The sequence below is a fragment of the uncultured Pontibacter sp. genome (assembly GCF_947502515.1).
GTDB lineage: Bacteria > Bacteroidota > Bacteroidia > Cytophagales > Hymenobacteraceae > Pontibacter.
Genome location: NZ_CANNAI010000008.1, coordinates 153,040 through 179,708, shown reverse-complemented (window position 1 = coordinate 179,708; position 26,669 = coordinate 153,040). Strand labels below are relative to the sequence as shown.

Genomic DNA, 26,669 nt, shown 5'->3' with positions numbered 1-26,669 from the left:
AGATGTCATCCATATGAAGTATTTATACAGCCTATTACTAGTAGCAGTACTCTTTTCCTGTGGCCGGCCTGCTACTAGCAGCCAGGCTCCTGAGAGTAACCTGCAGACGAATGATGGGGAACAATACTATACCTTAAACGGCATTAAGCATTGGGTGAAAGTAAAAGGGAGCCAAAACAGCACTACTCCCATTGTAGTCGTGCATGGCGGCCCGGGTGGTAACCATTATAATTTTGAAAGGACGATAGGGCCAAAGATCGAATCCTTTGCTACAGTTGTTTATTACGAGCAGCGCGGAAGCGGAAGAAGTGAAGCTCCCCAGGACCCAAATGACTACTTGTTAGAGACACTCATCAGTGACCTGGAACAGTTGAGAGTAGCTCTAGGAGTTCAGAAAATGACCTTGCTCGGCTACTCGTTTGGAGCCGAATTAGCCTTACGTTATGCCATTGCACATCCTGAGCGGGTTGAGAAATTGATCTTGTCATCGCCTGCTGAATTGTCGAAATCAAACATGCTGGTACAGATACAGGGGTTCTATGCGATTGGCGACAGCACACTCAAAGCCGGCATTGAACAGATCCTGAGAGACACGACCTCGATAGAAGATAAGTATGGAAAGGTGTGGAATTTAAGTTCGACTGACGTAGTCGATCGATTCCTGTTCCAGAACCCTGAACTGGCTCAGAAAAACAGGCAATTGTGGCAGGAAAGCAAGCTAAAGAATACAGGCCTAATGGCGAAGGTATACATCAAAAACAATAAAGCCGACCTGGTGGAGAAGGCAACGGGTGTACAAGCATCTACCCTGATTATTAGTGGCGTACATGACAAAAACGGCGGTCTACACACAGGACTTGCCTTAAAGCAGGTGTTACCCAATAGCATCATCAAGTTGTATGAAAATAGCGCACATTTCCCGGACATGGAGGAGGAAGACCGATTTGCGACAGATGTTCGAATATTTACCCAAGAGAAATAAGAGTTCATCCCTATACCTGGATCACATCAAAACAATCTAGAAATCCAGCAATGGAGTTTGTAATCTCATTGCCTATACCACCAACTCGAATTAAGGCTTTTTGCCAGCTCGAAAAAGAACGTCTGCCTCAAGAAGTCATTAATCAATCTATAGGCTAGCGAGTCAGTTGCAGCAAATCTCTGATCAACCCCGACTCTGTATGGAGGACAGGAAAATGCTCCAGCACATCTAGGAAACCTGTCATTAGATATGGGTTATCGGCCGTATTGGAGAAACAGGCGATCAGCACATCATTTTCAGGTATACGGATAACCAGATTGCTAAAGCCGCTGGTGTTGCCGGTGTGATACATTTCCAGTCCGCCTGAGCCGCGCCTGCTGAAGAACCAGCCCATCCCGTAGAAGCCATTTTCATAACCACCAATAGGAGCGTATACCTGCTCCAGCGCAGGTGCCATACCGGGCTGTTTGCTGAGCGCCTGGTGCCAGCGCAGGTAATCGCGCACAGAGGTATAGATACAGCCGTCGCCTTTGGTGGCGGTGCAGGTGCCCTGGTCAGCCTGTACAATTTTCCCTCCCTCGATTCGGGCATAACCCATCGCCCGCTTAGGTATAGCCTTGCCCTTTTGATAGAGCATGGATGTCTCCATACCTAGTGGGGTAAAGATACGCTGCTGCAGAAAATCTGCATAAGCTATACCTGACACCCGTTCCACCACCAGCGCCAATAGCACGAAACCCGTGTTGCTATACCTGTATTGGGTACCGGGTGTAAAGTAGGTCTCGGTATTAGCAGCAGCTATGGCCAGGACCTCTTCGTCGCTGATCTGCCAGTCAGGCCGCTCTTCTACAAATTCCTCGTAATCCAGCAGACCAGAGGTATGGCTGAGCAGATGCCGTAACGAAACCTGCGCTCCTATACCTGCCGGAAACTCAGGGAAATATTGTTGTAAGGTATTATCATAAGCCAGGCACCTCTCCTGTTCCAGCAGTTGGATACACATGGCCGTAAACTGCTTGCTTACCGAAGCCAGCCGGAAAGTGGTTTCTGGTTTGATCGGCTCACCGGTTGCAAGGTCAGCTATACCTCTACCACTTGCGTAAAGCTCCTCTCCCGCCACCGACACCAGCAGTGCTGCACCAGGACCGTCAGGGGTGTAATTGTTAGCCAGGTGTTCGTCGAAGGCATTTGCCAGGCTGTGTAGATTCATTGTGCGTATTTATTCAGCTTTTGTGCAAAATACAGCTCCAGAAAGGGTTTCAGATCGAAGAGCAATTGTGTAGCTATCCTTTAAAACTTCTCCTCCACTCCCAGCCCGAACAGGGCGTAGTCGTATTTCACGGGGTCCTGCGGGTCGAAAGCCCTGAGATGGTCGGTCAGTTTTTCTGCTGTTTGCCAGTCCATACCCTTGCGCGTGATCAGGCCCAGCCTACGGGCGACCCGCTCTACGTGCACATCGCAGGGACAGACCAGGTCGGCCGGTTGCATCGTGTGCCAGATGCCAAAATCCACGCCGCCGTCTGCAGGCCGCACCATCCAGCGCAGGTACATGTTCAGCCGCTTGCAAGCCGACTTGCGGGTCGGGGTGGAAATATGCTTGCGGGTACGGTGCGGGGCTTCCTCCAGACTGAATACCAGGTCGTGGAAATGCTCCAGCCGCGCCTTCTGTGTCCTGATCTCGTGTTGCTCTCCGGTAAAAGCCGTTTCCAGACTCTCGTGCTGCTCATAGTACCACCTGAACCAGTGAATCAGGTAGAGCAGGTCGGTATCGTTGAAGGTGCGGTGCTTGAAACCCAGGAAACGTGGCAAGTCCTGCTCCTGGTGTTGCAGAATAAAGTCATGCGGGGCATTATCCATTAGGTCCATCAGCTTCAGGCAGTTGTTGATGATAGTCTTGCGCTGCCCCCAGGCCAGAATGGCCGCAAAGAAGCCACTGATCTCGATATCCTGTTTTTTGGTGAACCGGTGCGGGATGGAGACCGGATCGTTCGGTATAAAGTTGGGCTGGTTGTAACGGACTACCCGGTCGTCGAGCAGGGCTTTGATCTGGGCGATGTCTTGTTTCATGTGCTTTTGGTACGAGAAATGACGCCTTGCAAGTTAAGGAATCTGGACCAGGTGTCCCAGATATATGCCGCCACATCAGGTATAATGGCGATTCATAAAAAAAGCCCGGACACTGCTGTCCGGGCTTTTTTGTTATCGCTATACCTGCTTATGGCATGTAAGACAGCTCTACTCTGAACTTCTGGTCAATCGCGCCTAACTTCTGGCAGGCCTTCTTCGACAGACGCACTACCACGTTGTTATTCTCGCCTGTGTTTGGCAGTTTACCGATCACACGTACATACACTACCTGGTCATTCATGGCATTTTTCACCTGCATGATGGTACCTACCGGAGCAGTTTTGTGCAGCGCCAAGTATTTGTTTGTATCTGCTTTCGGGTCGATCATTTCGGCCATACCTGTCTCGATGATCTTTTTGGCACCAGACACAGAGTCTACCATCTCCTCGTCGTCTTCCGAAACGCTGGTAGCCGGTGCCGGCGTAGCTGGCTGCGGCGTCAGTACAATGTGGGAATTGGCTGGGTTGGTAGTAGCGGCCACAGGTTCTGTCGAAGCCACAGCCGTTTCTGCCACTTTATCTTTTGCAATCTCGTCATCAGACTCACTCACATAAATCGGGTTCTTGGACGGCACAGCCTGGCCCTTGCCCACAATCAGATGAGACCCTACACTGATCGTATTGTCAGGCAGGTTATTCCAACGCTTGATGTCATCTACTTTCACGCCATGCATGCGGGAGATCGAATAGAGCGTCTGCTGCGGCTCTACCTGGTGCAGCTTCTCGCCACGGCTGTTTACCGTGAAGGTACGGTTGCTGGCTGTGCCCGCAGTGGCGGTTTGCTGGATCGCGGCTGGTGCTGCGGCGTACTTGCGTGGTATCAGCACGACCTGGCCAATGTTGATGGTCGTCTCCACAGATGGATTTGAATCAACGATCTGGGCAACAGACACGCCATACTTTCTGGAAAGGGCGTAAAGCGTTTCTTTTGGCTCAACACGGTGCTGCACGTACACCTTCCCGTTCTTACGCTCCACACCTACAGAGTCGCGCAGGGCAACCATGTCGAAGGCTGAAGCCGAAAAAGGAAGCAGCGGCATTGCTACAAGGGCGATAAGTAAAATTCGGATCATAGCTAAAAGTCGAACTATAAAATTTAAAGAGAATATGCCTTCCAGGTTGTTTTGTTTTGCACGAAGTACAAATTGCGCATAAAGATAAAAAAAGTATCTGAACCTACGCCATCAATTGCACCTGCAAGTAACTCATTTAAGAGCAAAAAACCATTTAAATCAAAAACAGCCAGAAAATTATCTAACTTATTTTCACTTGTCTTGCGGTAATAACTCACGACCAGGCAGGTATCCGTTTCGGCGTACTCCAGGGCGCTTACAGGCTCACAATCAAGCTCCTGCGCCAAAAAATCACGTACCTGCTCAAAGTAAGCTTCGCCTTCCCGGTACAGGTGCGGATACTGCACAGCACCAAAGCGGTGTTCGTGGTAGCGCTGCACCCGATCAGCCGCCTCTTTTTGGCCTATATCGTTTTGCACGGTTTTACCGTAACCGCTTTCCAGCAAAAGCAGTTCCCCAGGTGCTTCTGTAATATTGTACGCCAGTACGCCCCTCTCCTCCACTCCGTAAAAAGCCAGCTCCGGCTGCTGCCAGCGAGCTATACCTGAATCTGCCGCAAACGCTCGTATACCTTTGTGCTGCCCCAGTTTTCGGTCACCATAGCCGTGCAGGTATACGACCTGGTCATGCACGTCTTCCAGCCCCAGCCACCAGGTGTTAGGGTCGGGAAGTTTCAACTCGAGCAGCTGCGCATCGGGCAGGTGCAAGGTATAGAAACGGGCCTGCAACAGGTCAGCGTCACGCACTTCCAGCGCCAGCCAGCCATTGGGTGCATCCAGACGAATGCGCCACACAGGCGCCTCAAAATCGTATTTAAAAAGTAGGGAAAGAATAAGCGGGATTTTTTTAGTACCTTATTTCCGATTAAGCTCAAATGTATGAAATCTAACGCAAAAATATGGCAATGGCCGTCACTCCTCCTACTGGCCCTTCTCTTTTCTTTCACAGCCGCCCTGGCACAGGAGCAGCAGCGACAGAAGGTGTTCATCATGGAGATCGGGTCTGAGATCGACCCACGCACCAACCGCTATACCCAGTTGGCGCTAGAAGAAGCCACCCGTGTGGAGGCCGACCATGTGCTGCTGAAGCTGAACACCTACGGAGGTGCCGTAAACGATGCCGATGCCATCCGCCTGCGCTTGCTCGAATATCCGAAACCAATTTATGTGTTCATCGACAAAAACGCCGCTTCGGCCGGGGCGCTTATCTCCATTGCCTGCGACAGCATTTACATGGCGCCTGGCGCCAACATCGGGGCAGCCACGGTGGTGGGTGCCGACGGACAAGCCGCTCCAGGCAAGTACCAGAGCTACATGCGCTCCATCATGCGCTCTACTGCCGAGGCAAACGGACGCAATCCCAGACTGGCCGAAGCCATGGTAGACGCTGCGGTGGACAGCACCTTGTCTGCCGATCAGGTGTTGACACTCACCACATCCGAAGCCATCCAGCATGGCTTTTGTGAAGGACAGGCCAACAACATCGACGAAGTGCTGCAAAAGCTTAATCTGCAGGATGCCGAGATTGTCCGTTACGAACTGAGCACCACCAACAAGGTTATTTCTTTTTTCCTGAATCCGGTTATTAGTGGCATTCTGATCCTGATCATCATCGGCGGACTGTGGTTTGAGCTGCAGACCCCTGGTGTGGGCTTTCCGCTAATGGCCGCTATTGTGGCCGGCGTGCTATACCTGACGCCTTTCTACCTCAACGGACTGGCTGAGCACTGGGAGATCCTGCTGTTCATTGTGGGACTGGTGCTCATTGCGCTGGAAGTGTTTGTGGTGCCGGGCTTTGGCGTGACAGGTATAAGCGGCATTTCGCTGGTGTTCCTGTCGCTGCTGCTGATCATGGTCAACAACCAGGCCTTTGACTTTACATTCGTGTCGTCTGAGCGCCTGATGGAAAGCCTGGTATCAGTGCTGCTGGGCATGATCAGTGCGGTGATCATCGTCATACTGACCTGGAACCGCGTGCTGGGCAGCCGTGCCCTGCAGCGTGTCACCCTTGCTAATACCTTCGCCAGCAAAGAGGGCTACCGCTCCAGCAACTCAGTGGAGCACCTGATCGGCAAAACAGGTGTTGCCTATACCCGCATGGCCCCGAGTGGACGTGTGATGATTGACGACAACGTATACGACGCGCAGGCCCGCGACGGCTTCATCGAAAAGGGTGACTCCGTGCAGGTGATCGACCAAAGTACCTTCGCACTCCGGGTAAAGAAGGTATAGGAATCTGGGAACTTAGGAGTTTGAGCATTTTTTTAACCGCCTTTGCAACGCTGGAGGGCATTTTGGGGTCATGCCAGTAAACCAAACCTTGATCACATGAAAATCATTATCCGCTATGCCCTCCTACTGGCAGCTTTCACAGTTTCTGCCTTCTCCTGTGACAAGGACGAGGACCTTGAAGTGTTGGAGGAAGTTGCCGCCATCACCTGGTCCGGCGATTATGCTGTAGACGGCTGCGGTTTTCATGTTCAAATAGGTGAAAAGCGCTTCAAGCCGGCAAATGAAGCATCTATTGACAACTCCTTCAAATCACATGACCCTATACCCGTAGAGGTGAAATTTGTGCAACTGGGCCAACGGGACTTTCAATGCGGCATGCTTCCCATGGCCACTAAAAAAGAGTTTATCCGTATCCTTTCAATTAAGAAAATATAAATCAGGCGCTACCTCCTGTATAAGCTCACATATCCTGTTCCTATATGAAACTGTTTCTACAGCTCACCCTATTTATCAGCCTTTCTTCCCTTTTACTTATTTCCTGCCAGCACACCCCAAATACCGAAACAGATACCAAGGAGGCCATGCTGATCTGGTCGGGTGAGTATATGGTGGACGGTTGTGGTTTTGAAGTGCTCATCAATGGCAATAGGTTCAAGCCCGAGAATGAAGGGGATATAGATGAGGCATTCAAAGTGGAGGGTGAAACGCCCGTCCTGATCGAGTTTGAGAAGCTGGGCCGCCAGTTGGATATTCGTTGCGGTCTCTCCACCCAAAGCAGGGCCATGGATGCCATCCGTGTCATCTCTGTCAAAAAAAGACCCTAACAGGCAAATTGCTTTTTGCAGGGGACTGCTGCATTACTCCTGTCTGTTGCGTAACTTGCCGGAGCCTGCCACTGCACGGCTGGCCAAAGATAACCGTCTGCCCTATGGAAATACTCGGCATTATACCTGCCCGCTACGCCTCCACCCGTTTCCCCGGAAAGCCACTTGTTGACATCAATGGCAAAAGCATGATACAGCGGGTATACGAACAGGCTTCATCATCTGGTTTAACTGATGTTATCGTAGCCACTGACGATCAACGCATTTTGGACCATGTACACGGCTTCGGAGGCAAGGCTGTGCTAACGGCAGCGCACCATCAGAGCGGCACCGACCGTTGCTTCGAAGCCTATCAGTTACACGACCAGCCGTTTGAGTATGTGATCAACATCCAGGGCGACGAACCTTTCATTAAGCCTGAGCAGATCGAATTGCTGGCCACCTGTTTCAACAACCCGCAGACGCAACTGGCTACTCTGGTCAAAAAGATCAACACCCCGGAAGAACTCTTCAATGTCAATGCGCCTAAAGTAGTCATCAGCGGCCATGGGGAAGCCCTGTACTTCAGCCGGCAGCCTATTCCCTATTGCCGCAACGTACCCAACGACATCTGGCACAAACAGCATACCTACCACAAGCACATCGGCATCTACGGCTACCGCACCGACATACTGGAGCAGATCACCCAGCTGCCCCCTTCTAGCCTGGAACTGGCCGAGTCACTGGAGCAATTGCGCTGGCTCGAGAACGGATTCCGCATTACCACCGCTATCACGGAGTTTGAAACCATCGGCATCGACACCCCAGAGGATTTGGAGAAGGTGGTAAGAAACGGTGAATGGTTGTAGGACAATGATTAACTGATGGGGTGTCAAAGATGCTCCATTTAAGCAAACTATTTCTTAATCTATAAACTAACATAAAGCACCACAAAACACTGATTACCACATACCTATTTAAACAAAACAGCATCCAAATCAGTATTCATTCAACCTTAGTTATTCCACAGTTCCACTCATGAAAAACTACACCTTGCAGCGATTTGTGAAGCTGAGTCTATACTTCTTCGGGATGTATGCTTTGCTGACTGCGGCCTGGTTTGGAATATCCGGCAGGTTCGGGGAAGACGCTACCGGGGCGATAAATGAGATCCTGGTGAATTCGGCAATCTTCTCGCTGCTGTTCACGATTGCCTTGCTGGTGTGGTACAGGCGCACGGAAATCAGAATACCGGTGAAAAGCATCTCTTCCAAAGCGCTTGATCAGAAACTTGAGGAGATTGGCTACGAACGTATACCTGGTAAAGAAAAGGGAGCCGTGCAGGTATACAAACCCCGGCCACCAAAAGCTCCCGCCCTGGCCGGTCGTCTGTTTGTGCAGAAGTCAGCCAACTTTTATCACCTCCAGGGGCCGGTGAGTAAGTTGAAGAGTTTAGGATTTTGAGAGTTGAAAGGCTCCAGCCAGATTTCGGGATGGATAGAATTGTTTACTGCTGATTGTTTAGTGCACGCTTCGGATAGGTTGCCACCTTTCCCTTTGGGGGCAAAGTCATGCTTCGCAGCACCTTGATATGACAGCGTCATGTCGCTACAATCAAACTCCCGGACTCAAATCATCCTCCTGCCTTCTTTGCCTTATAGCCTGCGGCTTGTAGTACCTGCAGCACTTTGTCGCGGAAATCGCCTTGGATCAGGATCTCTCCATCTTTGGCAGAACCCCCTACGCCACATTTACTCTTCAGCAGCTTGCCCAGCTCTTTCAGATCGTCTTCTGTCCCTACAAAGCCTGTTACAAGCGTTACCTGCTTGCCTCCACGGGATTTCTTATCCAGCATCACTTTCAGGTTCTGCTGCTGTGGCGGAAGCGTCTCGGCTTCATGCTCCTGCTCGTATTGGTAACTGAAATCAGAACTGGTGGAGTATACCACTCCCTGTCTGCCTTTTTTATTTTTGTCGCTCATAATCTTAGTCTCCTATGTTTAGCGTGCTACCACGTGCAGTGACTGTGGCACCATTCGCACCTCAAATTCCCGGGCTTTGCCCAGATACTCCCCATCCGCATGGTGCATCATTTCGTGGTCAGTCTGCACCGTGACGCCCTCCGTCTTAAAGTACTCAGCGCTGTCGGCACTGGCTGGTCTGTTGGCCAGCATCGCATAGCTCAGTTGCAGCGCTTTGAACATATCCAGTTTACGCACCAGGCATACATCCAGCATACCATCCCGTATGTCAGCCATAGGGGCGATATAGGCATTATTGCCGTACTGCGCCGCATTGGCAAAGGCCATTACAAAAAGCTCCGTTTCGATGGACTTGCCATTAATAACGGCCTTTACAGGAAGATGGCGGTAGTTGCGCACCTCTTTTAGGATCAGTTCTACATAAGTCCTGAGGCCGCGCTTCTTACTCCCCGCAAACACCGAACTGATATAGGCATCAAACCCTATACCTGCGGTTGTGAAGAATGGCCGTCCGTTGATGATGCCGCTATCTATCTTAGAACGATGTCCGTGGTTCAGGTAGCGGATAGCGGCATCAACAGTCAGGGGTACCTGCAGGTGACGGGCCAGTCCATTTCCAGACCCCCTGGGGATGATGCCCAAGGCCGTTTCAGTATGCAGCAGCCCCTGTGCCACCTCGTTCATGGTACCGTCGCCCCCAACAGCTACCACCACCTCACAGCCCTGCTCAGCCGCCTGCCTGGCCAGTTCGGGTGCATGTCCGGCATAGTCCGTGTACACGATATCGTGGTCAAACTTTTCGTGGTCCAGGTGAAGCTTAATGCGGGCGGCTACATCTACCTTGCTGCTGGGGCCAGACTTGGGATTGATGATGAACCGGAAATGGGGACGTTTGCTCATATACGGACGGACAGGCCAAAGACGCTGCTATCTGGGTTAATTCTACGCAAATTAACCCATTCCTTCGGAGAATAAAAAAGCCCGGCATTTGCCGGGCTTCCCGTCTATACCTGTTCAGTTACTTATTTCAGGTGGAAGGTGAGTACTGGAATGTCGGAGTGGTTTACCAAGTCTTCGGCGATGCTGCCGCTAAGCAGGTGCGACAGGCCGGTACGGCCGTGTGTGGCCATCATCACCAGGTCTGCTCCGGTCTCCTCTGCAAAGTGCAGGATGCCGTCTTCCTCAATCGTATCATTGTAAACATTGATCGTGAAGTTTTGCAGTCCGTAGCGCTCAGCAGCCTTCTGCATGCGTGCACGCAGGTTACTGCTTGACTCGAAAGCGCCCGGCGTGTTAATGTAAACCAGGTGTAGTTTTGCTCCGAACATCTGCTGGAAATACTTGAACTTCTCCACAGCCGTTCCGATCTCACGCTTGAAATCAGAAGGCAGCACGATGTTTCGGATCTGCAGGTTCGGGATTGGTCCTTTCACAGTGAGCACCGGGCACTCGGCAGTACGCACCACCTTCTCGGTGTTGGATCCGATCAGGAATTCATCCATACCGCTGGCGCCTTTTGAGCCCATCACTACCAGGTCCACCTTGTCATCGTTGATCACACGGCGGATTTTACGGATCACGTTATCAGCGTCTACTTCCTGCACCACTTCCACCCCTTCGTGCTCCACAGAGCGCTCCAGTTCAGCCATACGGTACTTGGTGTTCTCAAGCAGTTTCATCATGTATACCTGCTCCATTCCGTTTCCGCCTACCAGGTCACCGGTTGCACTGAAAGAGTAGGAATAAGGCATTTCGACCACATGCAGCAGTTTGATGGCGGCACCCGTCTGGCGGGCAATGGCAACAGCTACTTCGAAGGCGTTGCGGGCCTGGTCGGAAAAGTCGGTTGGTACAAGTATTCTTCTCATAATTTTGTGCGGTTTTATAATGCTTTGTTCTATTTCAGATGTAAAAATACAGGCCTGTATACGCCTGTACTATGACAAATGTCATTCCTGATGAAATATAGTGTTTTTCTTTTATAATCGCCACTAAAACACAAAAGCCCACCAGAATGGCGGGCTTTTGCAGGAATGAGGTATAAACCAGGTGATTAGCCAAGCTTTGTGATCAGGTCAGCAGCTCTGTTAGAGTAGCCAGCCTCGTTGTCGTACCAGCCTACTACTTTCACCAGTGTTTCGTTAGCTGATGTCATCTCTGCATCGAAGATGCAAGAGTGTGTGTTGCCTACGATGTCAATTGAAACGATCGGATCCTCTGTATACTCTAGGATACCTTTCATTTCACCTTCAGCAGCCTTCTTCATAGCAGCGTTGATTTCCTCTTTCGTAGCTGGCTTCTTCAGCACTACAGTTAAGTCAGTCAAAGAGCCATCCGGAATAGGCACGCGCATAGCCACGCCGTCCAGTTTGCCTTTCAGGTGAGGCAGTACAAGACCAACGGCCTTGGCAGCACCTGTAGAAGTAGGCACGATAGAATAAGCAGCAGCACGGGCACGGCGCAGGTCGCTGTGTGGTGCATCCTGCAGGTTCTGGTCAGCAGTGTAAGCGTGTACAGTTGTGATATAGCCTTTCTCGATACCAAAGGTATCGTCAAGTACTTTCGCCATTGGCGCAAGGCAGTTAGTAGTACAAGAAGCGTTGGAAACGATGCGCTCGTCGCCAGTCAGAATGTCTTCGTTCACACCCAGTACCACAGTTGGGATGTTGCCTTTGGCAGGAGCTGAGATAACTACTTTGCGGGCACCAGCTTCCAGGTGACCACCAGCGCCCTGCTCGTCAACGAAACGACCAGTAGACTCCAGCACAACGTCAACGCCCAGATCGCCCCAAGGCAGGTTCTTCGGCTCGCGCTCAGCTGTGATTTGAATCTCTCTGCCGTTTACGATAATACCGTTGTCAGTGGCTTCTACTGTACCATTAAAACGGCCGTGTACTGAATCATACTTCAGCAGGTGAGCCAATGTTTTGGTGTTGGTCAGGTCGTTGATCGCTACTACCTCTACATTGTCCTTCTCCAGAAGGGCCTTAAAAGTAAGTCTGCCGATACGGCCAAAACCGTTAATTGCAACTTTAATTTTAGACATGGTATTTGGGATTGATTTGTTTTTAAAATTTGATGGTGCGAAGTTACGATTACGGATAAGGAAAACCAATATATTTTTTCCTGCCTGACTCCTAACGATTTACGTAAAATAAGGTTGAAAACGCAAAAAAATATTTGCCTTGTAAGTGCTTTGCCTTATCTTTGCACCACAATACGACAGAATGGTCCGTTCGTCTAGGGGTTAGGACTCCAGATTTTCATTCTGGCAACAGGGGTTCGATTCCCCTACGGACTACACAGTAAAGCTTAAAAAGCCGCTTAATTCTCAAATTAAGCGGCTTTTTCATTTCAAGCCTAGCAAAAAGGTTTGATACTTTGCTAAGCCCTTTATTCTTGCCTTATCACATCTTAAGAGATGTAAGGATATTTCGGGATAGATGTTGAGTAAAGAACTAAAGGAAATGGGAATTAATAAGCTCGTAAAAAGGACTGTTTTGGATACCTAGCCAGTTACAGTTCAATATGAGCTCACCGAATAGGGCAAAATCTTAAAGTCCGTCATAGAAAATCTTACTGTCCTAAGTTTAGAACACCGCAAAACCACGGAACTTAATCCCACCTGCCTTAGCACAAAAGGCTACTATACTTGCAAAGGTATAGCGGTCTCTCTTAATTTTACTTGCTCTCCTCGCTATTGGCCAGCAGTTTTACCAATCCAGGTGGCCATTCTCGCTTGCCGGAATCAAGGCACTCTATGCATCTTTATCCACCTGCTTGTAAGCACTGCGATCTGCTTTTCTACGGTTGTCGAAGTTCTCCTGCTCCAGCGCTTTTCGATCCCACCGTGCCAGGTCAGCTGCCGCCTCGTAGGTGCTGCGCAGGAAGTCCAGCAGCACCGACTCCGGGTCATCGGCCTCCTGCACTGCATCGTAAGGCAGAATAAATTCCCGGAGCTCCGAATGGTAGTAGGCCAGTTCAGGCTTTATGCGGGCATCCTTATACCCTTCCGGTTCCGGATAAATGTAGCTGTAAAACGCGGCCGCCGGAAATGCCTCGCTTCCGGGCCAAAAGCCGCAGCTACAAACCTCTTTGGAATAAGCTTCCTGCGCAATCCAATCGGGTAGGTTAGGTACGCCTCCGGGATGCCTCGGTGCGTCACGACCAGAGAAGCGTGACACCGCCAGATCGAAACTGCCCCAGAAGAAATGCACGGGGCTGCACTTGCCACTGAACTCTGCCCTGAACCGGGTAAAAACATCGTGCACCCGAAGGAAGGCCTGGTGCAAAGCCGCTGCGTGTTCAGGGTTGTAGGTGGCATGCGTTTCATCTTTATGGAAGGGAATGGGGTCTTCCAGTTCATTCGGGACAGGGTAAATGTCTGCCTGTATACCTGCTTCCCGCAGGGCATCCAGTACCTGCTTATAGCACCCTGCCACCGACAGCTTTTTCAGGTCAATGCTGCTTGTTTCACCAGCACTGGTTTTTAGCTGCAGTTGATGGTGTATAAAATCAAAGTCTAGCTGAAAATGTTTATCCCCGGCCACGATGTCTGAGGTGGTAAGTCCATTTGGAGTTACATAGAGTGTGACGTGCCAGGAATGATTGATCCAGGGCGTTTTGACAAGTCTGATCTTCCCCACGATCTGCGTCCACAGGTGTATCGTTTCATAGGTCTTTTGAGCTTCTTTAAAAGACAGTTTAGGCCATGTTGTTTTCATAGGCAATTATTTTCGAACGGATAATCAATCCAGTAGCGTGATGATATCACGGGGCCTGTTTAAAGGCCGGTATAGCGGACATGCTTGCGCTATTTTATTAAGCTTGCCCCACTGCTCTGCTGTCAACTTCTCATCGAAATATACCTGGTAATCACCATACAGGATACCAGGGCCATACTCAAAATACTGACAGTCAACATTGTTAGGCCTTTTCCTTTACGGGATGCGTTTCCAGGTACGCTGAGGTGAATGGGTGTTCTTTAGCTATCCCCTCATTCATAATGTGCATCACAGTCCAGCCCCTTTCCTTAAGATAGTCCGAGATGATGGCGCGATGACACCGCCACCACACGGCTTCGGAACACATATAAGCGGTTCTCTTTTGGGTGGCGACCTCCTTCAGCTTTGCTATTGCATCTTCAAATTCCTTAGTTTCAGCATAGTCAGCATAGCCGCGAAAGGATTCACTTCTCCAGACGGAGTGGGGAGAATCAGGCCTGGGCTTCCTACGACCGCCTAGCTCCTGCTCAGGCATATACCTGATTCCGGCTTCGGGCAAGTAGGTCTCCAGGGCCGACACGTTGAAGTGTGGGTACTTTTTAGAGCCGGGATACCGGCGCACATCCACCAGCACCTCAATCTGAAATGACTGTAGTGCTGCCACAAACTCCTCCGGGCTTCTGGTAGAATGACCGAAGGTCCAGATAGTTTTGTTGGTTACTGACATATATGTTCCTCTTCCCGTTAATTTCTTCTATACCTTTTCCAATTGTAGGGCAGCCCGCTTCAGTACTACACGATCGCTTTCAACCCGCAGCCGCAGTCGCAGCTGAGCCGTTCTCTAGCGTCCATTCGCCGCCGGCATAGCCTTATGAGCTTGTTCCAGAATTATCCCCATTTGCTTTTAGCTCGGCCTCATAAGAAGGCTGTCTTGTCTAGCATTTCATACTGCAGGCGGAAGGAAAAGTTGGCTAAAGTGAAGCTCAGGTTCGTCCCTTCTTGACAGGATTTGGCTCAAAACCTAGTCTACTTATTAAGGTAGTCCAGGATTATCTGTACCTGAGCTTTCACTCCGTTTTGCAAGGCGCTTTCATCCACCGTGAATTTGGGTTGTGGTTAGCTGCCCCTTCCCCAATGCCAAGTGTCATAAAGTAGACAGGAGCTACCTTTCTGTAATAGGAGAAGTCCTCGCTGGCTGTCATCATGGGGACGTCAAAAACCTGGTCCTTTCCCAGGGCGGCTACAACACTTTTCCTGGCAAAGCAAGTAAGACCGGCATCGTTTTGTATAGAAGCGCCAGCCGAAACAGGAGTCAGGCATCTCGGAGTCGTTACAGAAGGCTTTGCTGGGTTTGGAAACCACCTCTATTGGTTTAGCACCGCCTGTTCAAAAATTAGGGATCTAAGCAGGAAGGCCCTCTCCTGCTAACTTGGCTGCAAGTGCTAATTGCTCGTAATGATAAAGTAAGTGGCCAGGCATTCAGCGAGCATTAACACGGCATGGCTGGCTTTCCGGGAGTGAAGCCGGCGAAGGAAACTGAATGGCTGAAATAAAATCGTAAATTAGCTCCCAGTTCAAGAGCCCGGTGTTTGATTGACATCAGGATCAGCAGACTCTACCCTACTGTAAATCAATCATAACAGTGATGTACAAGCTATTCTTTCAGCATCTGAACAGTAAAGTCCAGCTAACGGAAGCGGAAGAGGCGCAAATAAAAACCTACCTGACCCTTAAAAAGCTCAGAAAGAAGCAATTCCTGTTACAGGAAGGCGATGTATGCAAAGCAATCGCCTTTGTAGAGAAAGGGGCCTTGCGCGCCTACTCTGTAGACGAGAACAGCAATGAACACATCATTCAGTTTGGCCTGGAAGGCTGGACGATCTCGGACCTATATAGTTTCCTGACAGGAGAGCCCGCCACTTACAACATCGATGCCCTTGAAGACTCGGAGCTGGTGATCATCAGCAAATCGGCCCATGAGGAGCTGTTGCAGACAATGCCCAAATACGAAACTTTCACCAGGCTGAATATTACAGGCGCTTACCTGGCCATGCAGCGCCGACTGACTTCCATTATCAGCGCGTCCGTGGAAGAGCGCTACCAGGAATTCATCGCCTTATACCCGCACATCGCGCAGCGCGTTCCCCAGCACATGATCGCCTCCTACATGGGCCTCACCCCTGAGACCCTGAGCCGTATCCGAAAACGCATCTCCTCAAAGTAACAATCCGCATTACTTCCTAAAAGCATTGATTTGGATCAATGTTCTTTCTTGACCAGGCTCAATGCATCGAGGCATGCCGTGGTCGTACCTTTGTATTATTAAAAGGATTCAGCCGAACATGGAGTACGATTACAACTGGCTGGAAAATCCTGCACCTATAATCGAATCATAATAAATTTATAAACACTATTTAAATCATAAACCGCATGAAAAGGATATCCTTAATTTTATTCGCATTTCTGTCACTGACGGCTTTTACAACCCTGAACACCGTTTGGACAAACGATGACGCACACTCACAGCTTGGCTTTACAGTAAAACACCTGGGCATTTCCGATATATCAGGTCATTTTGATGACTTCGATGTAAAAATCACTGCCACGAAGCCGGATTTCAGTGACGCAGTCGTAGAAATGACCGCCAAAACAGCTTCTATCGATACGAGAGTAGCCGATAGAGACACTCACCTGAAGAGCCCGGACTTTTTCAACGTAGAGAAGTACCCGACCATGGACTTCAAAAGCACTTCTGTAAAGAAAGCAGGCAAAGACAGCTACAAGCTGACCGGCAATCTGACACTGAACGGCGTGACCAAGCCCGTTACCATGGACATGAAGTACAACGGCACAGTAGAGAACGCCATGAACAAAAAGCAGACCGCAGGTTTCCAGGTAACAGGTACCATCAAGCGTTCCGACTTTAACTTAGGCAGCGGTTTCCCGGCCCCAATGATCAGCGACGAAGTGCGCATCAAGGCGGACGGTGAGTTTATCCAGTAATCTATCATTAAGAATCAGCCATGAAAAAGCTATTAAACGTGTACCAGAGCGCCAACAACATTGACGTGGCGCTTCTGATCACCCGTGCAGGCGTAGCAGCCCTGATGCTTGTGCACGGCTGGCCAAAGCTGGAAATGCTTTTCTCAGACGGTCCGGCTCAGTTTCCGGCCGTCCTGGGTCTTAGCGCAACAACGTCGCTTGCCCTGGCAGTATTCTCCGAAGTGCTTTGCTCCCTGCTGATTCTGGTAGGGCTGGGCACCAGGCTGGCAACCATCCCGCTAATCATCACTATGCTGGTAGCGTTGTTTGTGGTACATGGGGCAGACCCCTTTGCCAGGCAGGAACTGGGGCTCCTATACCTGATGCCTTATGTCGCCTTACTACTGACAGGCAGCGGCAGGTACTCGCTGGACTATCTGCTCCTGCGAACGGTACTAAAACCAACTTATGTCAGAACGCTTTCATTACAGTAAGCAGAATTTAATGGGTGCTTCCAGGTTAAATTCCTCTTGGAAGCACTTTTAAAATAGATCAGGCTGCCATGCAACGGAAACACTTTATTAACACACTTTTAACAGGAGTAGCAGGTATGACGACATTATCAGCTTTCAATATATTTACAGATAGCCTGGGTGAGCAGGAGCAGCTGATGCCGGTCCTCTTTATGGGCCACGGCTCCCCCATGAACGGTATTCTGGACAACGAATTCAGCCAGAAATGGGCACAGCTGGCGAAAGATATACCTACACCCAAAGCAGTGCTGGTGATATCGGCCCATTGGCTGAGTAAAGGCACCCGCATCACGGCCATGGACTTCCCGAAGACCATCCACGATTTTGGCGGCTTCCCGCAGGAGCTGTTTGATGTGCAGTACAAGGCACCAGGCAGCCCGGAACTGGCGAAGGAAACGGCTTCCATCATCAAGTCTACCGCTGTGGAAATGGACCACGACTGGGGACTCGACCACGGCGCTTGGACCGTTATCCGACACATGTACCCCGAGGCCAACATACCGGTGCTGCAGCTCAGCATCGACTATACTAAAGGGCCGCAGTACCACTATGAATTGTCTAAGGACTTGGCTGCCCTTCGCAAAAAAGGCGTCCTCATCATGGGCAGCGGCAACATGGTGCACAACCTGCGCATGGTGGCCTGGGATAAACTAAACGAAGCAGAGTATGGCTTTGACTGGGCGGTGCAGATGAACACCACCTTTAAAGACCTCATCCGCAACGGGCAGCACGACAAGCTGATCAGGTACGAGCAGCTGGGCCGCGAAGCCATGCTCGCTATACCTACTCCCGAGCACTACTGGCCTTTGCTTTATACCCTGGGCTTGAAAGGCAGCAAGGATGACGTTTCCTTCTTTAACGACAAAGTGGTGGGCGGCTCCCTAACCATGACCTCGGTGATGATCGGCTAATACCGCATCATGCTACCTTTTCTACTTAAACGACTTAATTATCTTCGCATTCCCGTATTGCGCCTAATCCTTAGCAAATCTATCCTACTTTCGGTGCATTTTCCAAGGCATCCCTCACTGCAACGGAAAGCGGTGTGGTGGGCCGCCCTATTAATTTGGAAAGCTGCCGGCTATCATCGAACAGATCGCCTTTCGACACGGAAACATCCCAGCCGGCGATTGCCTTTGCCATTTCCTCAGGTATACCGAAGCTGGCAAGCACAGCCGCATACTCAGACTCAGGCAAATTCTTGTAAGGGATTTCCTGACCTGCCTGGCGGGATAGTTCCGCAGCAAACTCGCTGAGGGTGAACGCTTCGTCACCGGCCAGTTCATATACCTTGCCTTCATGTCCTTCGCTGGTCAGGACGGCAACCGCCGCCTCGGCATAGTCTTCGCGCGTGGCCGCCGAAATCCTGCCCTCCTCTGCGCTGCCAATAAAAGCACCGCCGGCCAGGGCGCCCGGAATGGAGCCCGTATAGTTGTCGGTGTACCAGCCGTTGCGCAGCAGGGTATGCGGAATTCCGGAAGCCTTCAGGGCCTGTTCTGTGGCAAGGTGCTCTTTTGCCAGACTAACGGATGTGTTGTCGGTATGCAGCAGGCTGGTGTAAACGATACGCTGTACGCCATTTTTCTTTGCCGCCTCTATGACGCGCTTGTGTTGTGTGGCACGCTTTCCCACCTCACTTCCTGATATGAGCAGCAGGGTATCTATACTCTCCAGGGCACGATTAAGTGTGTCGGGCTTGTCATAATCAGCTTCACGGGCTTCTATACCCAAGTCGGCTGCCTTACCAGGGGAGCGTACGAGCGCAACCAGATCATCGGCGGCTGCTTTTTCTTTCATTTTTGCTACGACTAGGCGTCCAAGGTGCCCCGTAGCTCCGGTTATTCCTATTTTCATCCTGCTTGCTATTTAAGTTAGACTTTTGATTTGTACGCTGAATCTATAAAATCAGTGTACCGTTACTTCCGATAATGGTGTGAAGGGAGTTCAGGTTGATGCATGTGCCGTATACGCTGACGCTGTATCACCCGGCAGGGCGCTCAAAATAAGGAGAGAATACTAAAGGAAATTAACAGGTACCTACCCCACCGGGCTAAGGTGCAGGGCCACCATGGATTTACTCTTTCTTGTCCTCATCATCAACTTCGTGAACTATTACCCGCCTCTTGTAGAAAAGCGCATATCCTACCCGCCACTGCTCGGTGCAAAGGATGGCCAACTACTGCGCCGTAACATGCGCCATGAGTTTCTGACAGAAGAAGTGAGGAGTATATTCTAAAAACAGGTATAGAGGATGCAAAGGTGGTTTAGGCGGCCCAAGTTGAAGCGGATGGGCGTATCAGCCTTATCAGAAACAAAAGAAGCAGCTAAAAAGAGTACCTTTGCATAGCTCAGTTGAGCGAAATAAATTTTGAACCCTGATATACCCACTTCAGTTTGAACTGATGTGGAAGACTATACCTGAATACCTATGAGCGCAAGCAGAAAATGTCCTAACTGCGGTAAATGGTCCCGCTGGAACCAAAACCCCACTGACCGCTGCGAGCACTGTAACAGTGTGCTTGACCCGGTGGCTGTTGCCCGACAGGAAGCACGCGAGCAACGTCGACAGGAGGAAGATGAGCGTTTTTCTATAAAAATGATCGAGATAGACCCTAACGAACCCTGGTATATCCGGTTCTTTAAGAGAATTGGGCTTGGCCTGCAAATCGCCTTCGTCTCCATTATCTCCTTTATCCTATGGCTGATCGCGTTGCTGGCCGGATAAACTGGAGTACCCTCAGCCCGTTGTTCTGGCTTTTGGCAGCGGTATACCTGGTGCATGTGGTATGGCGCTGGCTGGAACTGCCGAGAGCCTGGTGGGTGCAGCACTACTTGGACGATCTGCTTTGCCTGCCGCTGGTGCTCACCGTCACGCTGTTTATACTGCACTTCTTTTATGGCCCCCAGCTGCGCCTCTCCTGGTACCAAGTAGCTTTTACAGTGGTTTACTTTTCACTGGCCTTTGAGGTGTTCTTTCCGAAGTTTATGCCCCGCTATACCTCCGATTGGGTGGACGCGGCACTTTACGCGGTAGGTGGCGTAATCTTCTACCGGTTTTTGAACAAGTAACAGCGCTGGTGCTTCTTTATAACCAGCAAATCATACTTGAACTGCCTTTGTCTCGCTCACTTCTCTTATCCGCATTTTTTCATACTTCCTCCCGAAATAGACCATGGAAAAAGCGGTTAGCAGAATCCCAATGGCAGATAGCCAGATTACACTGTTAGAGAAGAATGTCACCCAGTTCAGCTGTACCTGCAGGATCTCTTTGCTGAACAACACCCCGACACTGCCCACATAGCCAAATGAATCAGCCAGGTAGATCAGAAAACCTACGTTACCAGTATATCTAAAGGCGGAGATCAGGCGGTCGAAAAAGACGGCGTTAAACGGGATGTACACCATGTATAAGCCCAGCCCGACCAGCATCATCCACCAAACCGGGTCCAGTGATTGTGCGGCAAAAAGCGCTGTGGAAATACCGGCGATTGCAAACCCCAACAAGATAAAAACATGCGCTGTCTGCAGTGCTTTGTAATTGTTTTTGATCAACACCATACTGCCGATCAATACCAGAATGATCAGCGTGATCGGTGTCTCTGTTTTCGAGAAAATGGCAGGCTGATCAATATACCCCAGCTCGATCCACATTTCTGCGCCAAAGTTATCGCGTATATCCCGGAAGATCGTCGCAAAGCAGTAGATGATGACGCAAACAACTATACCGGCCAAAAATTCTTTGATAAAGCGTTTCCGGTCATTCTCCGTCATAGGAGCCCGCTCGGTTCTCAGCCTCACATCCTCTTCGCTGGGTGGTGGAATCCTTTCCATCAGGAAAACAAATAGCAAGAGTGGTAGGGCAAACACCAAACCGGTGTAGAATGGCACCCAAAACTCCGATACGCCAAACTGCACCATCAGCCAGGCACCAACAGACTTCACAAAACCGGAGGCGAAGATGAAGCTCACTGCTAATGTTGCACCAATAAAGTCGGTGCTTCTGCGGCCCTCGACATAAGAGAAAACAACACCCCAGAGCATGCCAAGCGGGAAGCCATTGATGAAGAGAAAAGCAATGTTATAGGGTGCCGGCACCAGGGCAAAAAACAGCCAGCTGAGCCAGGCGATACCTGTCAGCAGCAGAATCACGGTGCCTCTGCCTGTTCGTCTGAGTTCCGCGATGTACTTGATGCCGTAGAATTTGGCCAGCAGGTAACCCAGCATTTGGCTGATGACCAGAATCGTTTTGTAGCTGTAACCGGCAATCTCAATCCCGTCGAAAGTGGCGACTGTAAACGATTTCCTGAAACCAAAGATCATGGTGTAAGCAAAGAACACCACCACTGCAGCGTAAAGCCCTACTTTAATCTGGCTACTGTTCTTATTTATGAATGCTGCCATGCCTTTTCCATTATTTCCAGAATAGTGATTTTACCTTCTTAATGGGAATGTAGTCAATAGCAATGAAATTATTGCGCAAGTGCTAAGATTTGTTTTGGTTTTCTGATGATCAGACTTATCTCAGATTTTAAGTCACTTGGTTGAGCACTTGATTTCTGCTTACTGCAAATTAGCCAACTCTTCGAGTTCCTCCCGTTGCAGTGGTTTATTAATAAAACCCTGTACACCGTACTCGTACATTTTCTCCAGATCGTTTGGATGACTGGAAGTTGTTAGCACGATCACAGTTACTTTTTCTTTTATTCTGTCCTCCAAAGAATCAAAAAACTCCATGAACTCCAGTCCGTCCATGATGGGCATGTTGATGTCAAGCAGAACAATCAGTGGAATATCTGACTTGCATTCGGGGTTATCTGTGCTGAAATGATTCTGGATAATAGCATGGGCTTGCTGCCCATTGAGTGCCACCATTATCTCCTCAACAATTCCACTCTTTTTTATGATCAGCGTATTGACATAGTTCGTGGTTTCATCATCGTCCACGAGCAGTATGCAGGGAATCTTATTCATGTTAATTAGTAAGTAAGGCTAGTTTCTACTGTGAGTCTGATCAGGTACTGTATACCCTGGTACTTGCAGTCAGTCAACTGAAATGTTATCTTCCTTATCATGCAGTTTCAACCACATGGCAACTTCCTGTTTCGTGCTAAAAAAAAGAAACTCCATTTCAGGATGCTTCTTAAGCCACAGGTAGCGCCCGATTCTTTCTCCGAAGCTGTTGGGCTTCGCTATATGGATAAAGCTACTCACACCCAGGCGCCTCATTCTCAGAAGCCATACCTGTGAGAACCAATCAATGGAATCATCCCATACAGAGATGAGAGCACTGCAGTCATTCAGTAAGTTTTCAAAAGGGATTTGCTGTATGAGCGACTCTACCCATATAGCCACTACTTCTATCTGGTGTTTTGTGGTATAGCCATACCACTCCATCACAAGAGCACGCTGTGCTGCGTGTAGGGTAACTTTACTGTAAGTTTTCCCAAATTCATTTACAAAAGTCTTCTCCAGATTGATGGGCAGACCAGTAGGTATTTGATTTAGATTTTCGATAATGTTTTGTTCCGAAAAGCACTAGTTGAATACGATTGTAGTATATAGCTTAACAATGAAACAGAGGGAACAGCCCGCAAATAGACGAACAAGGGGTATTGGTTGCGGGCTTCACTTACGCGGCAAACAGGCTACCTGTCACTGGCGCTTATAATGTGAAAAGCTATACTATATACAAAGGTAATCTAACCTATACCCGAATTGTTGGGCTGAATAGCTAAAGACGTGTCACGAAAATGGGGATTGCTTTGTCGCATTTTTTACGACAAAGCTTAAGTACCGGCAAGCTGCTGCAAATACTTATGAATGGCAGCCTAAAGTTTTTTTCAAGTAGGCTAAATGAGTTTGTTCTGAATGCAGTAGCGGATAAGGTCCGTATTGGACGAGAACTTCATTTTTTCGTTTATCCGATTTCGGTACGTATTTACCGTACTCAGCGTCAGACTCAGGTTCTCTGAAATGGATTTCAATGATTCTCCTTCTGCAATCTTGCACATGATCTGAAACTCTCTGTCTGAAAGTGTTTCATGAGAAACCAGCAGTTTATTGTCGCCTACCAGCGTATCTGCCAATAGTTCTGCAAGGGAGGCTGTGATATACTTGCCGCCGTTCCATACCTTCTTTATAGCCATGACCAGTTCTTCTGCAGCGCTCTCTTTGCATAGGTATCCGGAGGCTCCTGCTTTCAGAGACCGCAGGGCATATGTTTTTTCGGGGTACATACTCAGAATGAGCACTGGCAATTGAGGAAACATGCGCTTTAAGTCGAATAACACATCCAAGCCGCTTTTTACGGGCATGTTGATGTCAAGCACGACAAAGTTTGCTTCGCTCTTTTTCAACTTTTTCAATACTTCTGCCCCGTTGGTGGCTTCCGCCACCACTGTGATATCGGGCTCGTTTCTAAGAACTTTTTTAAGTCCTTCCCGAATCAGCACATAATCGTCCGCGATTAATAAATTAATCATCCTGTCAGGTAAGTTTAAAATGAATGGTTTACAGTTCTATTCAATTAAAAGGCACTTCAAGAATCAAGCGTGTCCCTTTGTTCTGCTTCGATTCTATGGACAAACTCGCACCAATTCTTTCGGCTCTCTCCTGCATTCCCAGAAGTCCGAAAGTTCGTGTTCCAGATAGTTTGTCATCTTGCAGTCCTTTGCCATTATCTTCAATCGTAAAACAGAAGTGGCTGTTCGTCTTCGTTATTTGAATGCTAGCCTTGGAGGCTCCGGAGTGCCGCACGATGTTCGTCATAGATTCCTGCATGATTCGGAATACCTCGATGGATTTCTCGTTTTCCAGTTCGACATAGTCCACATAAGAGAGTACATCCATTTGGATGGCGCTACGCTTCTGGAAGTCCTGTGCCTGTGATTCTAGTTCGGATACCAAGCCAAAATTGTCCAGTACTGCAGGCCGAAGAGTCGCTACAATCTTTCGTACCGATGCAATCGAACTATTGATGGTTTTCATCATGGACTGCAACTCTTCTTGCAACAACTCCTGCTCCACCTGCCCTTTCGCGAGGGTTTTAAGCAGCAATGTTACATCAATTTTGAGAGCTGTAAAAGCCTGTCCAAGTTCATCGTGCAATTCACGTGAAATATACTTGCGCTCCTCTTCCCGCATTACCTGCAAGTGACGGGTAAGTGCCTGCAGCTGCTCATGCGATTTGGAAAGGGATTCGCTCGTCTTTTTACGTTCTTTTATGTGCTCTTTCAGCAGCTCATTCGTTTTTTGCAAAGCAGCCGTTCGACTCATCACCCGATCCTCTAAATCGCGGTTATTGTCTTCAAGTTCTGAGTTGGCCAGGTTCAGTTCATGGTTCGTTACCGCTAGTTTTTCTGCCATCGTTTTAGCCTTCTGCTCACTTTCCTCCAGTGCTTTGCGGGCATTCACCTGCTCTGTTACGTCCGTTACCAAGGTATAGAAACCGTGTACCACGCCTCCCCTGCGATCAGGTATATAACTCACTTGAATGTGCTTCACGAAGTCTTCCCGGTAGGGCATAGTTGCCTCAAAGTCCAACATTTCTCCGGCCAGGGCCCTCTGTATGTTGGCTTTCACATTGTGATAAGATGGCTCCCCTATTACCTCCCGGACAGTTTTCCCCAGCAACTCCTGCGAGACTACCGGAAACCATTTTTCATAGGCTTTATTTGTGAAGCGATACCGCTCTTCCCGGTCCAGGTAACCAATCAGAACCGGAAGCGAATCAGTGATCAGTTTCAGTTGCTGCTCACTTGCTTCCACCGCAATTCTTGCCTTTACTTGTTCTGTTACTTCAAGCGCGAAAACGACCACACCATCTACCAGTTTTTGATCGTTAAACTTGGCCTGTAGTATAAACCGAAAGTACCTGTCTTCAATTACACCATCCGCAGGCCGCACAAAAGGTATAAGCAGTTCAGACTCCTCGTGGGTAATGCCTTGTTCATACACTTCTCTGAAACTCTTATAGACAGGATTATGCTCTATCTCAGGCAGTGCTTCCAATATAGGTTTACCCAGCAGTTTCCGTTCCGGAAAGAGCCCTTCGTAAACCGGGTTGACTAAGGTATACACCAGCTCCGGTCCTTCGACAATACAAATGGCTGCAGGCGCCTGCATGAATAGATTTCCCAGCCGCTTACGCTGCCTTTCAGCCTCTGCTTCAGCCCACTGTAGCTCGCGGGTTCGTGTCTTCACACGGCCTTCCAGCTCGCGGTTCAACTCCAGCAGCGATTCAGATTTCTGCTCTAACTCCTGCTTTGTTTGAATAAACTCGGTAACATCCAGCGCAAAAATCAAAATGCCATCTACATCACCTTTCGTATTGTAAATAGCCTGATAAATAAAATTCCAATAGATATTTTCGATCGGTTGATCTTCATAGCGCGCTACCGGAACCAAGACCTCTTTTCCTTCAAAAGTGACACCTGTCTGGTAAACATTCCGTATGATTTCCGCAATTGGTTGGCCCTCTAGCTCTGGAAGTGCTTCGAATAGTGGCAGCCCTACCAGTTTACGCCCCGGAAACAGCTTTTGGTAGCTTTCGTTTATCTCTTTGTATACAAAATCAGGGCCTTCCAGTATTGCTAAGGCAGCAGGTGCCTGCTCAAACAAACGCTCCAAACGAAATCGCTGTTGGTCACCGAGCGCAGTGGCCCGTTCCTCCCTCACAAGGCTCTCTGCTAACTTACGCTCCGTAACAATGTGATCTGATACGTTGGTGGTTTCATGAAGTATGTAAGCAACTTTACCTCGTTCATCGAAAATGGGAATGTTGATTACGCTCCAGTAACGCTCCAAAAACTGGCCAGGCTGCTGAGGGTCACTAATATCATATTGCTGCAAATCCATCCGGTGGGGTTTGCCCGTCGCCAGTACCTGCTCCAAAGAAGCTCTCAGGTTAATGGAGGCGAACGCATGAGAGGAGCCGGGATTGTCAGGAAAAGCATCAAACAGATACTTGCCTACAATGTCCTCCCGTGACATGAAAATCTCTTTTAAGAGCGCGTCAGTAGCGGCCTCTACCACAAATTGCGGAGAGAGCAGCAGGCTGGAGCCACTCTGGGATTGAAAAATATGGAGGAAGGGTATAGCGTGCACACTTGCGCTTTCTGTTGATGGAGAAAGCACAGCACCAGACTCCGGGCTTGTGCTGCCTGGCAGGTTTTCAAATGGCATATTATTCATAGGTTTCAAACTTGTGCTTTAACTCAGCGATCGGTTAGGAGA

Annotated in this window: 30 protein-coding genes and 1 tRNA gene; 14 read left to right on the top strand and 17 right to left on the bottom strand. The window is 49.4% G+C overall.

Annotation, left to right across the window (positions count from 1 at the left end; translation table 11 throughout):
- Nucleotides 1-13: 13 nt before the first annotated feature.
- Nucleotides 14-982, top strand: a complete 969-nt coding sequence (locus Q1A54_RS18310; protein ID WP_299990993.1) for an alpha/beta hydrolase — start codon at nucleotides 14-16, stop codon at nucleotides 980-982.
- Between the two features lie 154 nt (nucleotides 983-1,136).
- On the opposite strand, the gene Q1A54_RS18305 is transcribed toward Q1A54_RS18310, so the two are convergent.
- From Q1A54_RS18305 to Q1A54_RS18290, 4 genes are all read right to left on the bottom strand, one after another.
- Nucleotides 1,137-2,192: a serine hydrolase domain-containing protein gene (locus Q1A54_RS18305; protein ID WP_299990991.1), complete on the bottom strand. Its 1,056-nt coding sequence runs from the start codon at nucleotides 2,190-2,192 to the stop codon at nucleotides 1,137-1,139.
- Between the two features lie 80 nt (nucleotides 2,193-2,272).
- Entirely contained in the window at nucleotides 2,273-3,049 is a 777-nt protein-coding gene (locus Q1A54_RS18300) for a TIGR02757 family protein (protein WP_299990989.1), read from the bottom strand.
- 148 nt (nucleotides 3,050-3,197) lie between these two features.
- On the bottom strand, nucleotides 3,198-4,181 hold the full coding sequence (locus Q1A54_RS18295; protein WP_299990987.1) for a LysM peptidoglycan-binding domain-containing protein: 984 nt from the start codon (nucleotides 4,179-4,181) through the stop codon (nucleotides 3,198-3,200).
- Between the two features lie 23 nt (nucleotides 4,182-4,204).
- The gene (locus tag Q1A54_RS18290; RefSeq protein ID WP_299990985.1) at nucleotides 4,205-4,975 is read right to left on the bottom strand and encodes a DUF4905 domain-containing protein; all 771 of its coding nucleotides are present in this window, start codon (nucleotides 4,973-4,975) and stop codon (nucleotides 4,205-4,207) included.
- Between the two features lie 84 nt (nucleotides 4,976-5,059).
- On the opposite strand from Q1A54_RS18290, the gene Q1A54_RS18285 reads away from it, so the two are divergent.
- The 5 genes from Q1A54_RS18285 (at nucleotide 5,060) to Q1A54_RS18265 (ending at nucleotide 8,679) form a co-directional block, all read left to right on the top strand.
- Nucleotides 5,060-6,412: an NfeD family protein gene (locus tag Q1A54_RS18285; protein WP_299990983.1), complete on the top strand. Its 1,353-nt coding sequence runs from the start codon at nucleotides 5,060-5,062 to the stop codon at nucleotides 6,410-6,412.
- A gap of 96 nt (nucleotides 6,413-6,508) precedes the next feature.
- Nucleotides 6,509-6,847 (top strand): hypothetical protein, encoded by a 339-nt coding sequence (locus tag Q1A54_RS18280; RefSeq protein WP_299990981.1) that lies wholly within the window; start codon nucleotides 6,509-6,511, stop codon nucleotides 6,845-6,847.
- Between the two features lie 44 nt (nucleotides 6,848-6,891).
- Nucleotides 6,892-7,236, top strand: coding sequence for a hypothetical protein (locus Q1A54_RS18275; RefSeq protein ID WP_196120616.1), 345 nt, complete (start codon nucleotides 6,892-6,894; stop codon nucleotides 7,234-7,236).
- A gap of 104 nt (nucleotides 7,237-7,340) precedes the next feature.
- Nucleotides 7,341-8,084 (top strand): 3-deoxy-manno-octulosonate cytidylyltransferase, encoded by a 744-nt coding sequence (gene kdsB / locus Q1A54_RS18270; RefSeq protein ID WP_299990979.1) that lies wholly within the window; start codon nucleotides 7,341-7,343, stop codon nucleotides 8,082-8,084.
- A 169-nt stretch (nucleotides 8,085-8,253) separates the two neighbouring features.
- Nucleotides 8,254-8,679 carry a hypothetical protein gene (locus Q1A54_RS18265; RefSeq protein WP_299990977.1) on the top strand — a complete coding sequence of 142 codons (426 nt, stop codon included), beginning with the start codon at nucleotides 8,254-8,256 and terminating at the stop codon, nucleotides 8,677-8,679.
- Between the two features lie 169 nt (nucleotides 8,680-8,848).
- On the opposite strand, the gene Q1A54_RS18260 is transcribed toward Q1A54_RS18265, so the two are convergent.
- The 4 genes from Q1A54_RS18260 to gap all read right to left on the bottom strand — a co-directional run bounded on the left by Q1A54_RS18260 (nucleotide 8,849) and on the right by gap (nucleotide 12,242).
- Complete coding sequence (locus Q1A54_RS18260; protein WP_299990975.1) at nucleotides 8,849-9,196, bottom strand: translation initiation factor; 348 nt, start codon at nucleotides 9,194-9,196, stop codon at nucleotides 8,849-8,851.
- A gap of 18 nt (nucleotides 9,197-9,214) precedes the next feature.
- Nucleotides 9,215-10,096 carry a diacylglycerol kinase family protein gene (locus tag Q1A54_RS18255; protein ID WP_299990973.1) on the bottom strand — a complete coding sequence of 294 codons (882 nt, stop codon included), beginning with the start codon at nucleotides 10,094-10,096 and terminating at the stop codon, nucleotides 9,215-9,217.
- Nucleotides 10,097-10,218: 122 nt separating this feature from the next.
- Nucleotides 10,219-11,064, bottom strand: coding sequence for a universal stress protein (locus Q1A54_RS18250; protein WP_299990969.1), 846 nt, complete (start codon nucleotides 11,062-11,064; stop codon nucleotides 10,219-10,221).
- 185 nt (nucleotides 11,065-11,249) lie between these two features.
- Nucleotides 11,250-12,242: a type I glyceraldehyde-3-phosphate dehydrogenase gene (gene gap, locus Q1A54_RS18245; protein WP_196120622.1), complete on the bottom strand. Its 993-nt coding sequence runs from the start codon at nucleotides 12,240-12,242 to the stop codon at nucleotides 11,250-11,252.
- Nucleotides 12,243-12,425: 183 nt separating this feature from the next.
- Between gap and Q1A54_RS18240 the strand changes: the two genes are divergently transcribed.
- Nucleotides 12,426-12,497, top strand: a tRNA-Glu gene (locus Q1A54_RS18240).
- Nucleotides 12,498-12,954: 457 nt separating this feature from the next.
- On the opposite strand, the gene Q1A54_RS18235 is transcribed toward Q1A54_RS18240, so the two are convergent.
- From Q1A54_RS18235 to Q1A54_RS20380, 3 genes are all read right to left on the bottom strand, one after another.
- Nucleotides 12,955-13,920 (bottom strand): DUF5996 family protein, encoded by a 966-nt coding sequence (locus Q1A54_RS18235; protein WP_299990965.1) that lies wholly within the window; start codon nucleotides 13,918-13,920, stop codon nucleotides 12,955-12,957.
- A 202-nt stretch (nucleotides 13,921-14,122) separates the two neighbouring features.
- Nucleotides 14,123-14,647, bottom strand: a complete 525-nt coding sequence (locus Q1A54_RS18230) for a DUF488 family protein (RefSeq protein ID WP_299990963.1) — start codon at nucleotides 14,645-14,647, stop codon at nucleotides 14,123-14,125.
- A 340-nt stretch (nucleotides 14,648-14,987) separates the two neighbouring features.
- On the bottom strand, nucleotides 14,988-15,155 hold the full coding sequence (locus tag Q1A54_RS20380) for a hypothetical protein (protein WP_366915839.1): 168 nt from the start codon (nucleotides 15,153-15,155) through the stop codon (nucleotides 14,988-14,990).
- Between the two features lie 410 nt (nucleotides 15,156-15,565).
- Between Q1A54_RS20380 and Q1A54_RS18225 the strand changes: the two genes are divergently transcribed.
- The 4 genes from Q1A54_RS18225 to ygiD all read left to right on the top strand — a co-directional run bounded on the left by Q1A54_RS18225 (nucleotide 15,566) and on the right by ygiD (nucleotide 18,346).
- Nucleotides 15,566-16,144, top strand: coding sequence for a Crp/Fnr family transcriptional regulator (locus Q1A54_RS18225; RefSeq protein ID WP_299990960.1), 579 nt, complete (start codon nucleotides 15,566-15,568; stop codon nucleotides 16,142-16,144).
- A 206-nt stretch (nucleotides 16,145-16,350) separates the two neighbouring features.
- Nucleotides 16,351-16,923: a YceI family protein gene (locus Q1A54_RS18220; RefSeq protein WP_196120627.1), complete on the top strand. Its 573-nt coding sequence runs from the start codon at nucleotides 16,351-16,353 to the stop codon at nucleotides 16,921-16,923.
- A gap of 20 nt (nucleotides 16,924-16,943) precedes the next feature.
- Complete coding sequence (locus Q1A54_RS18215; RefSeq protein WP_299990957.1) at nucleotides 16,944-17,396, top strand: DoxX family protein; 453 nt, start codon at nucleotides 16,944-16,946, stop codon at nucleotides 17,394-17,396.
- A 116-nt stretch (nucleotides 17,397-17,512) separates the two neighbouring features.
- Complete coding sequence (gene ygiD / locus Q1A54_RS18210) at nucleotides 17,513-18,346, top strand: 4,5-DOPA dioxygenase extradiol (RefSeq protein ID WP_299990956.1); 834 nt, start codon at nucleotides 17,513-17,515, stop codon at nucleotides 18,344-18,346.
- Between the two features lie 79 nt (nucleotides 18,347-18,425).
- Here ygiD and Q1A54_RS18205 read toward each other — a convergent pair whose 3' ends face one another.
- Nucleotides 18,426-19,289 (bottom strand): SDR family oxidoreductase, encoded by an 864-nt coding sequence (locus tag Q1A54_RS18205; RefSeq protein WP_299990954.1) that lies wholly within the window; start codon nucleotides 19,287-19,289, stop codon nucleotides 18,426-18,428.
- Nucleotides 19,290-19,503: 214 nt separating this feature from the next.
- Here Q1A54_RS18205 and Q1A54_RS18200 point away from each other — a divergent pair, with 214 nt between their 5' ends.
- The 3 genes from Q1A54_RS18200 to Q1A54_RS18190 all read left to right on the top strand — a co-directional run bounded on the left by Q1A54_RS18200 (nucleotide 19,504) and on the right by Q1A54_RS18190 (nucleotide 20,504).
- A complete protein-coding gene (locus Q1A54_RS18200; RefSeq protein WP_299990952.1) occupies nucleotides 19,504-19,671 on the top strand; it encodes a hypothetical protein in 168 nt (55 codons plus the stop codon).
- Between the two features lie 192 nt (nucleotides 19,672-19,863).
- Nucleotides 19,864-20,160: a hypothetical protein gene (locus Q1A54_RS18195; RefSeq protein ID WP_299990950.1), complete on the top strand. Its 297-nt coding sequence runs from the start codon at nucleotides 19,864-19,866 to the stop codon at nucleotides 20,158-20,160.
- Nucleotides 20,133-20,504 (top strand): hypothetical protein, encoded by a 372-nt coding sequence (locus Q1A54_RS18190; RefSeq protein ID WP_299990948.1) that lies wholly within the window; start codon nucleotides 20,133-20,135, stop codon nucleotides 20,502-20,504. The genes Q1A54_RS18195 and Q1A54_RS18190 overlap by 28 nt, the downstream gene beginning before the upstream one ends.
- A gap of 30 nt (nucleotides 20,505-20,534) precedes the next feature.
- Here the strand turns inward: Q1A54_RS18190 and Q1A54_RS18185 are convergent, their stop codons facing one another.
- The 5 genes from Q1A54_RS18185 to Q1A54_RS18165 form a co-directional block, all read right to left on the bottom strand.
- On the bottom strand, nucleotides 20,535-21,836 hold the full coding sequence (locus Q1A54_RS18185; protein WP_299990946.1) for a DUF5690 family protein: 1,302 nt from the start codon (nucleotides 21,834-21,836) through the stop codon (nucleotides 20,535-20,537).
- 159 nt (nucleotides 21,837-21,995) lie between these two features.
- On the bottom strand, nucleotides 21,996-22,406 hold the full coding sequence (locus Q1A54_RS18180) for a response regulator (RefSeq protein ID WP_299990944.1): 411 nt from the start codon (nucleotides 22,404-22,406) through the stop codon (nucleotides 21,996-21,998).
- A 69-nt stretch (nucleotides 22,407-22,475) separates the two neighbouring features.
- Nucleotides 22,476-22,832: a hypothetical protein gene (locus Q1A54_RS18175; protein ID WP_299990942.1), complete on the bottom strand. Its 357-nt coding sequence runs from the start codon at nucleotides 22,830-22,832 to the stop codon at nucleotides 22,476-22,478.
- A gap of 452 nt (nucleotides 22,833-23,284) precedes the next feature.
- On the bottom strand, nucleotides 23,285-23,917 hold the full coding sequence (locus Q1A54_RS18170) for a response regulator transcription factor (RefSeq protein WP_196120637.1): 633 nt from the start codon (nucleotides 23,915-23,917) through the stop codon (nucleotides 23,285-23,287).
- A gap of 40 nt (nucleotides 23,918-23,957) precedes the next feature.
- Complete coding sequence (locus tag Q1A54_RS18165; RefSeq protein ID WP_299990940.1) at nucleotides 23,958-26,627, bottom strand: PAS domain-containing protein; 2,670 nt, start codon at nucleotides 26,625-26,627, stop codon at nucleotides 23,958-23,960.
- Nucleotides 26,628-26,669: the final 42 nt, after the last annotated feature.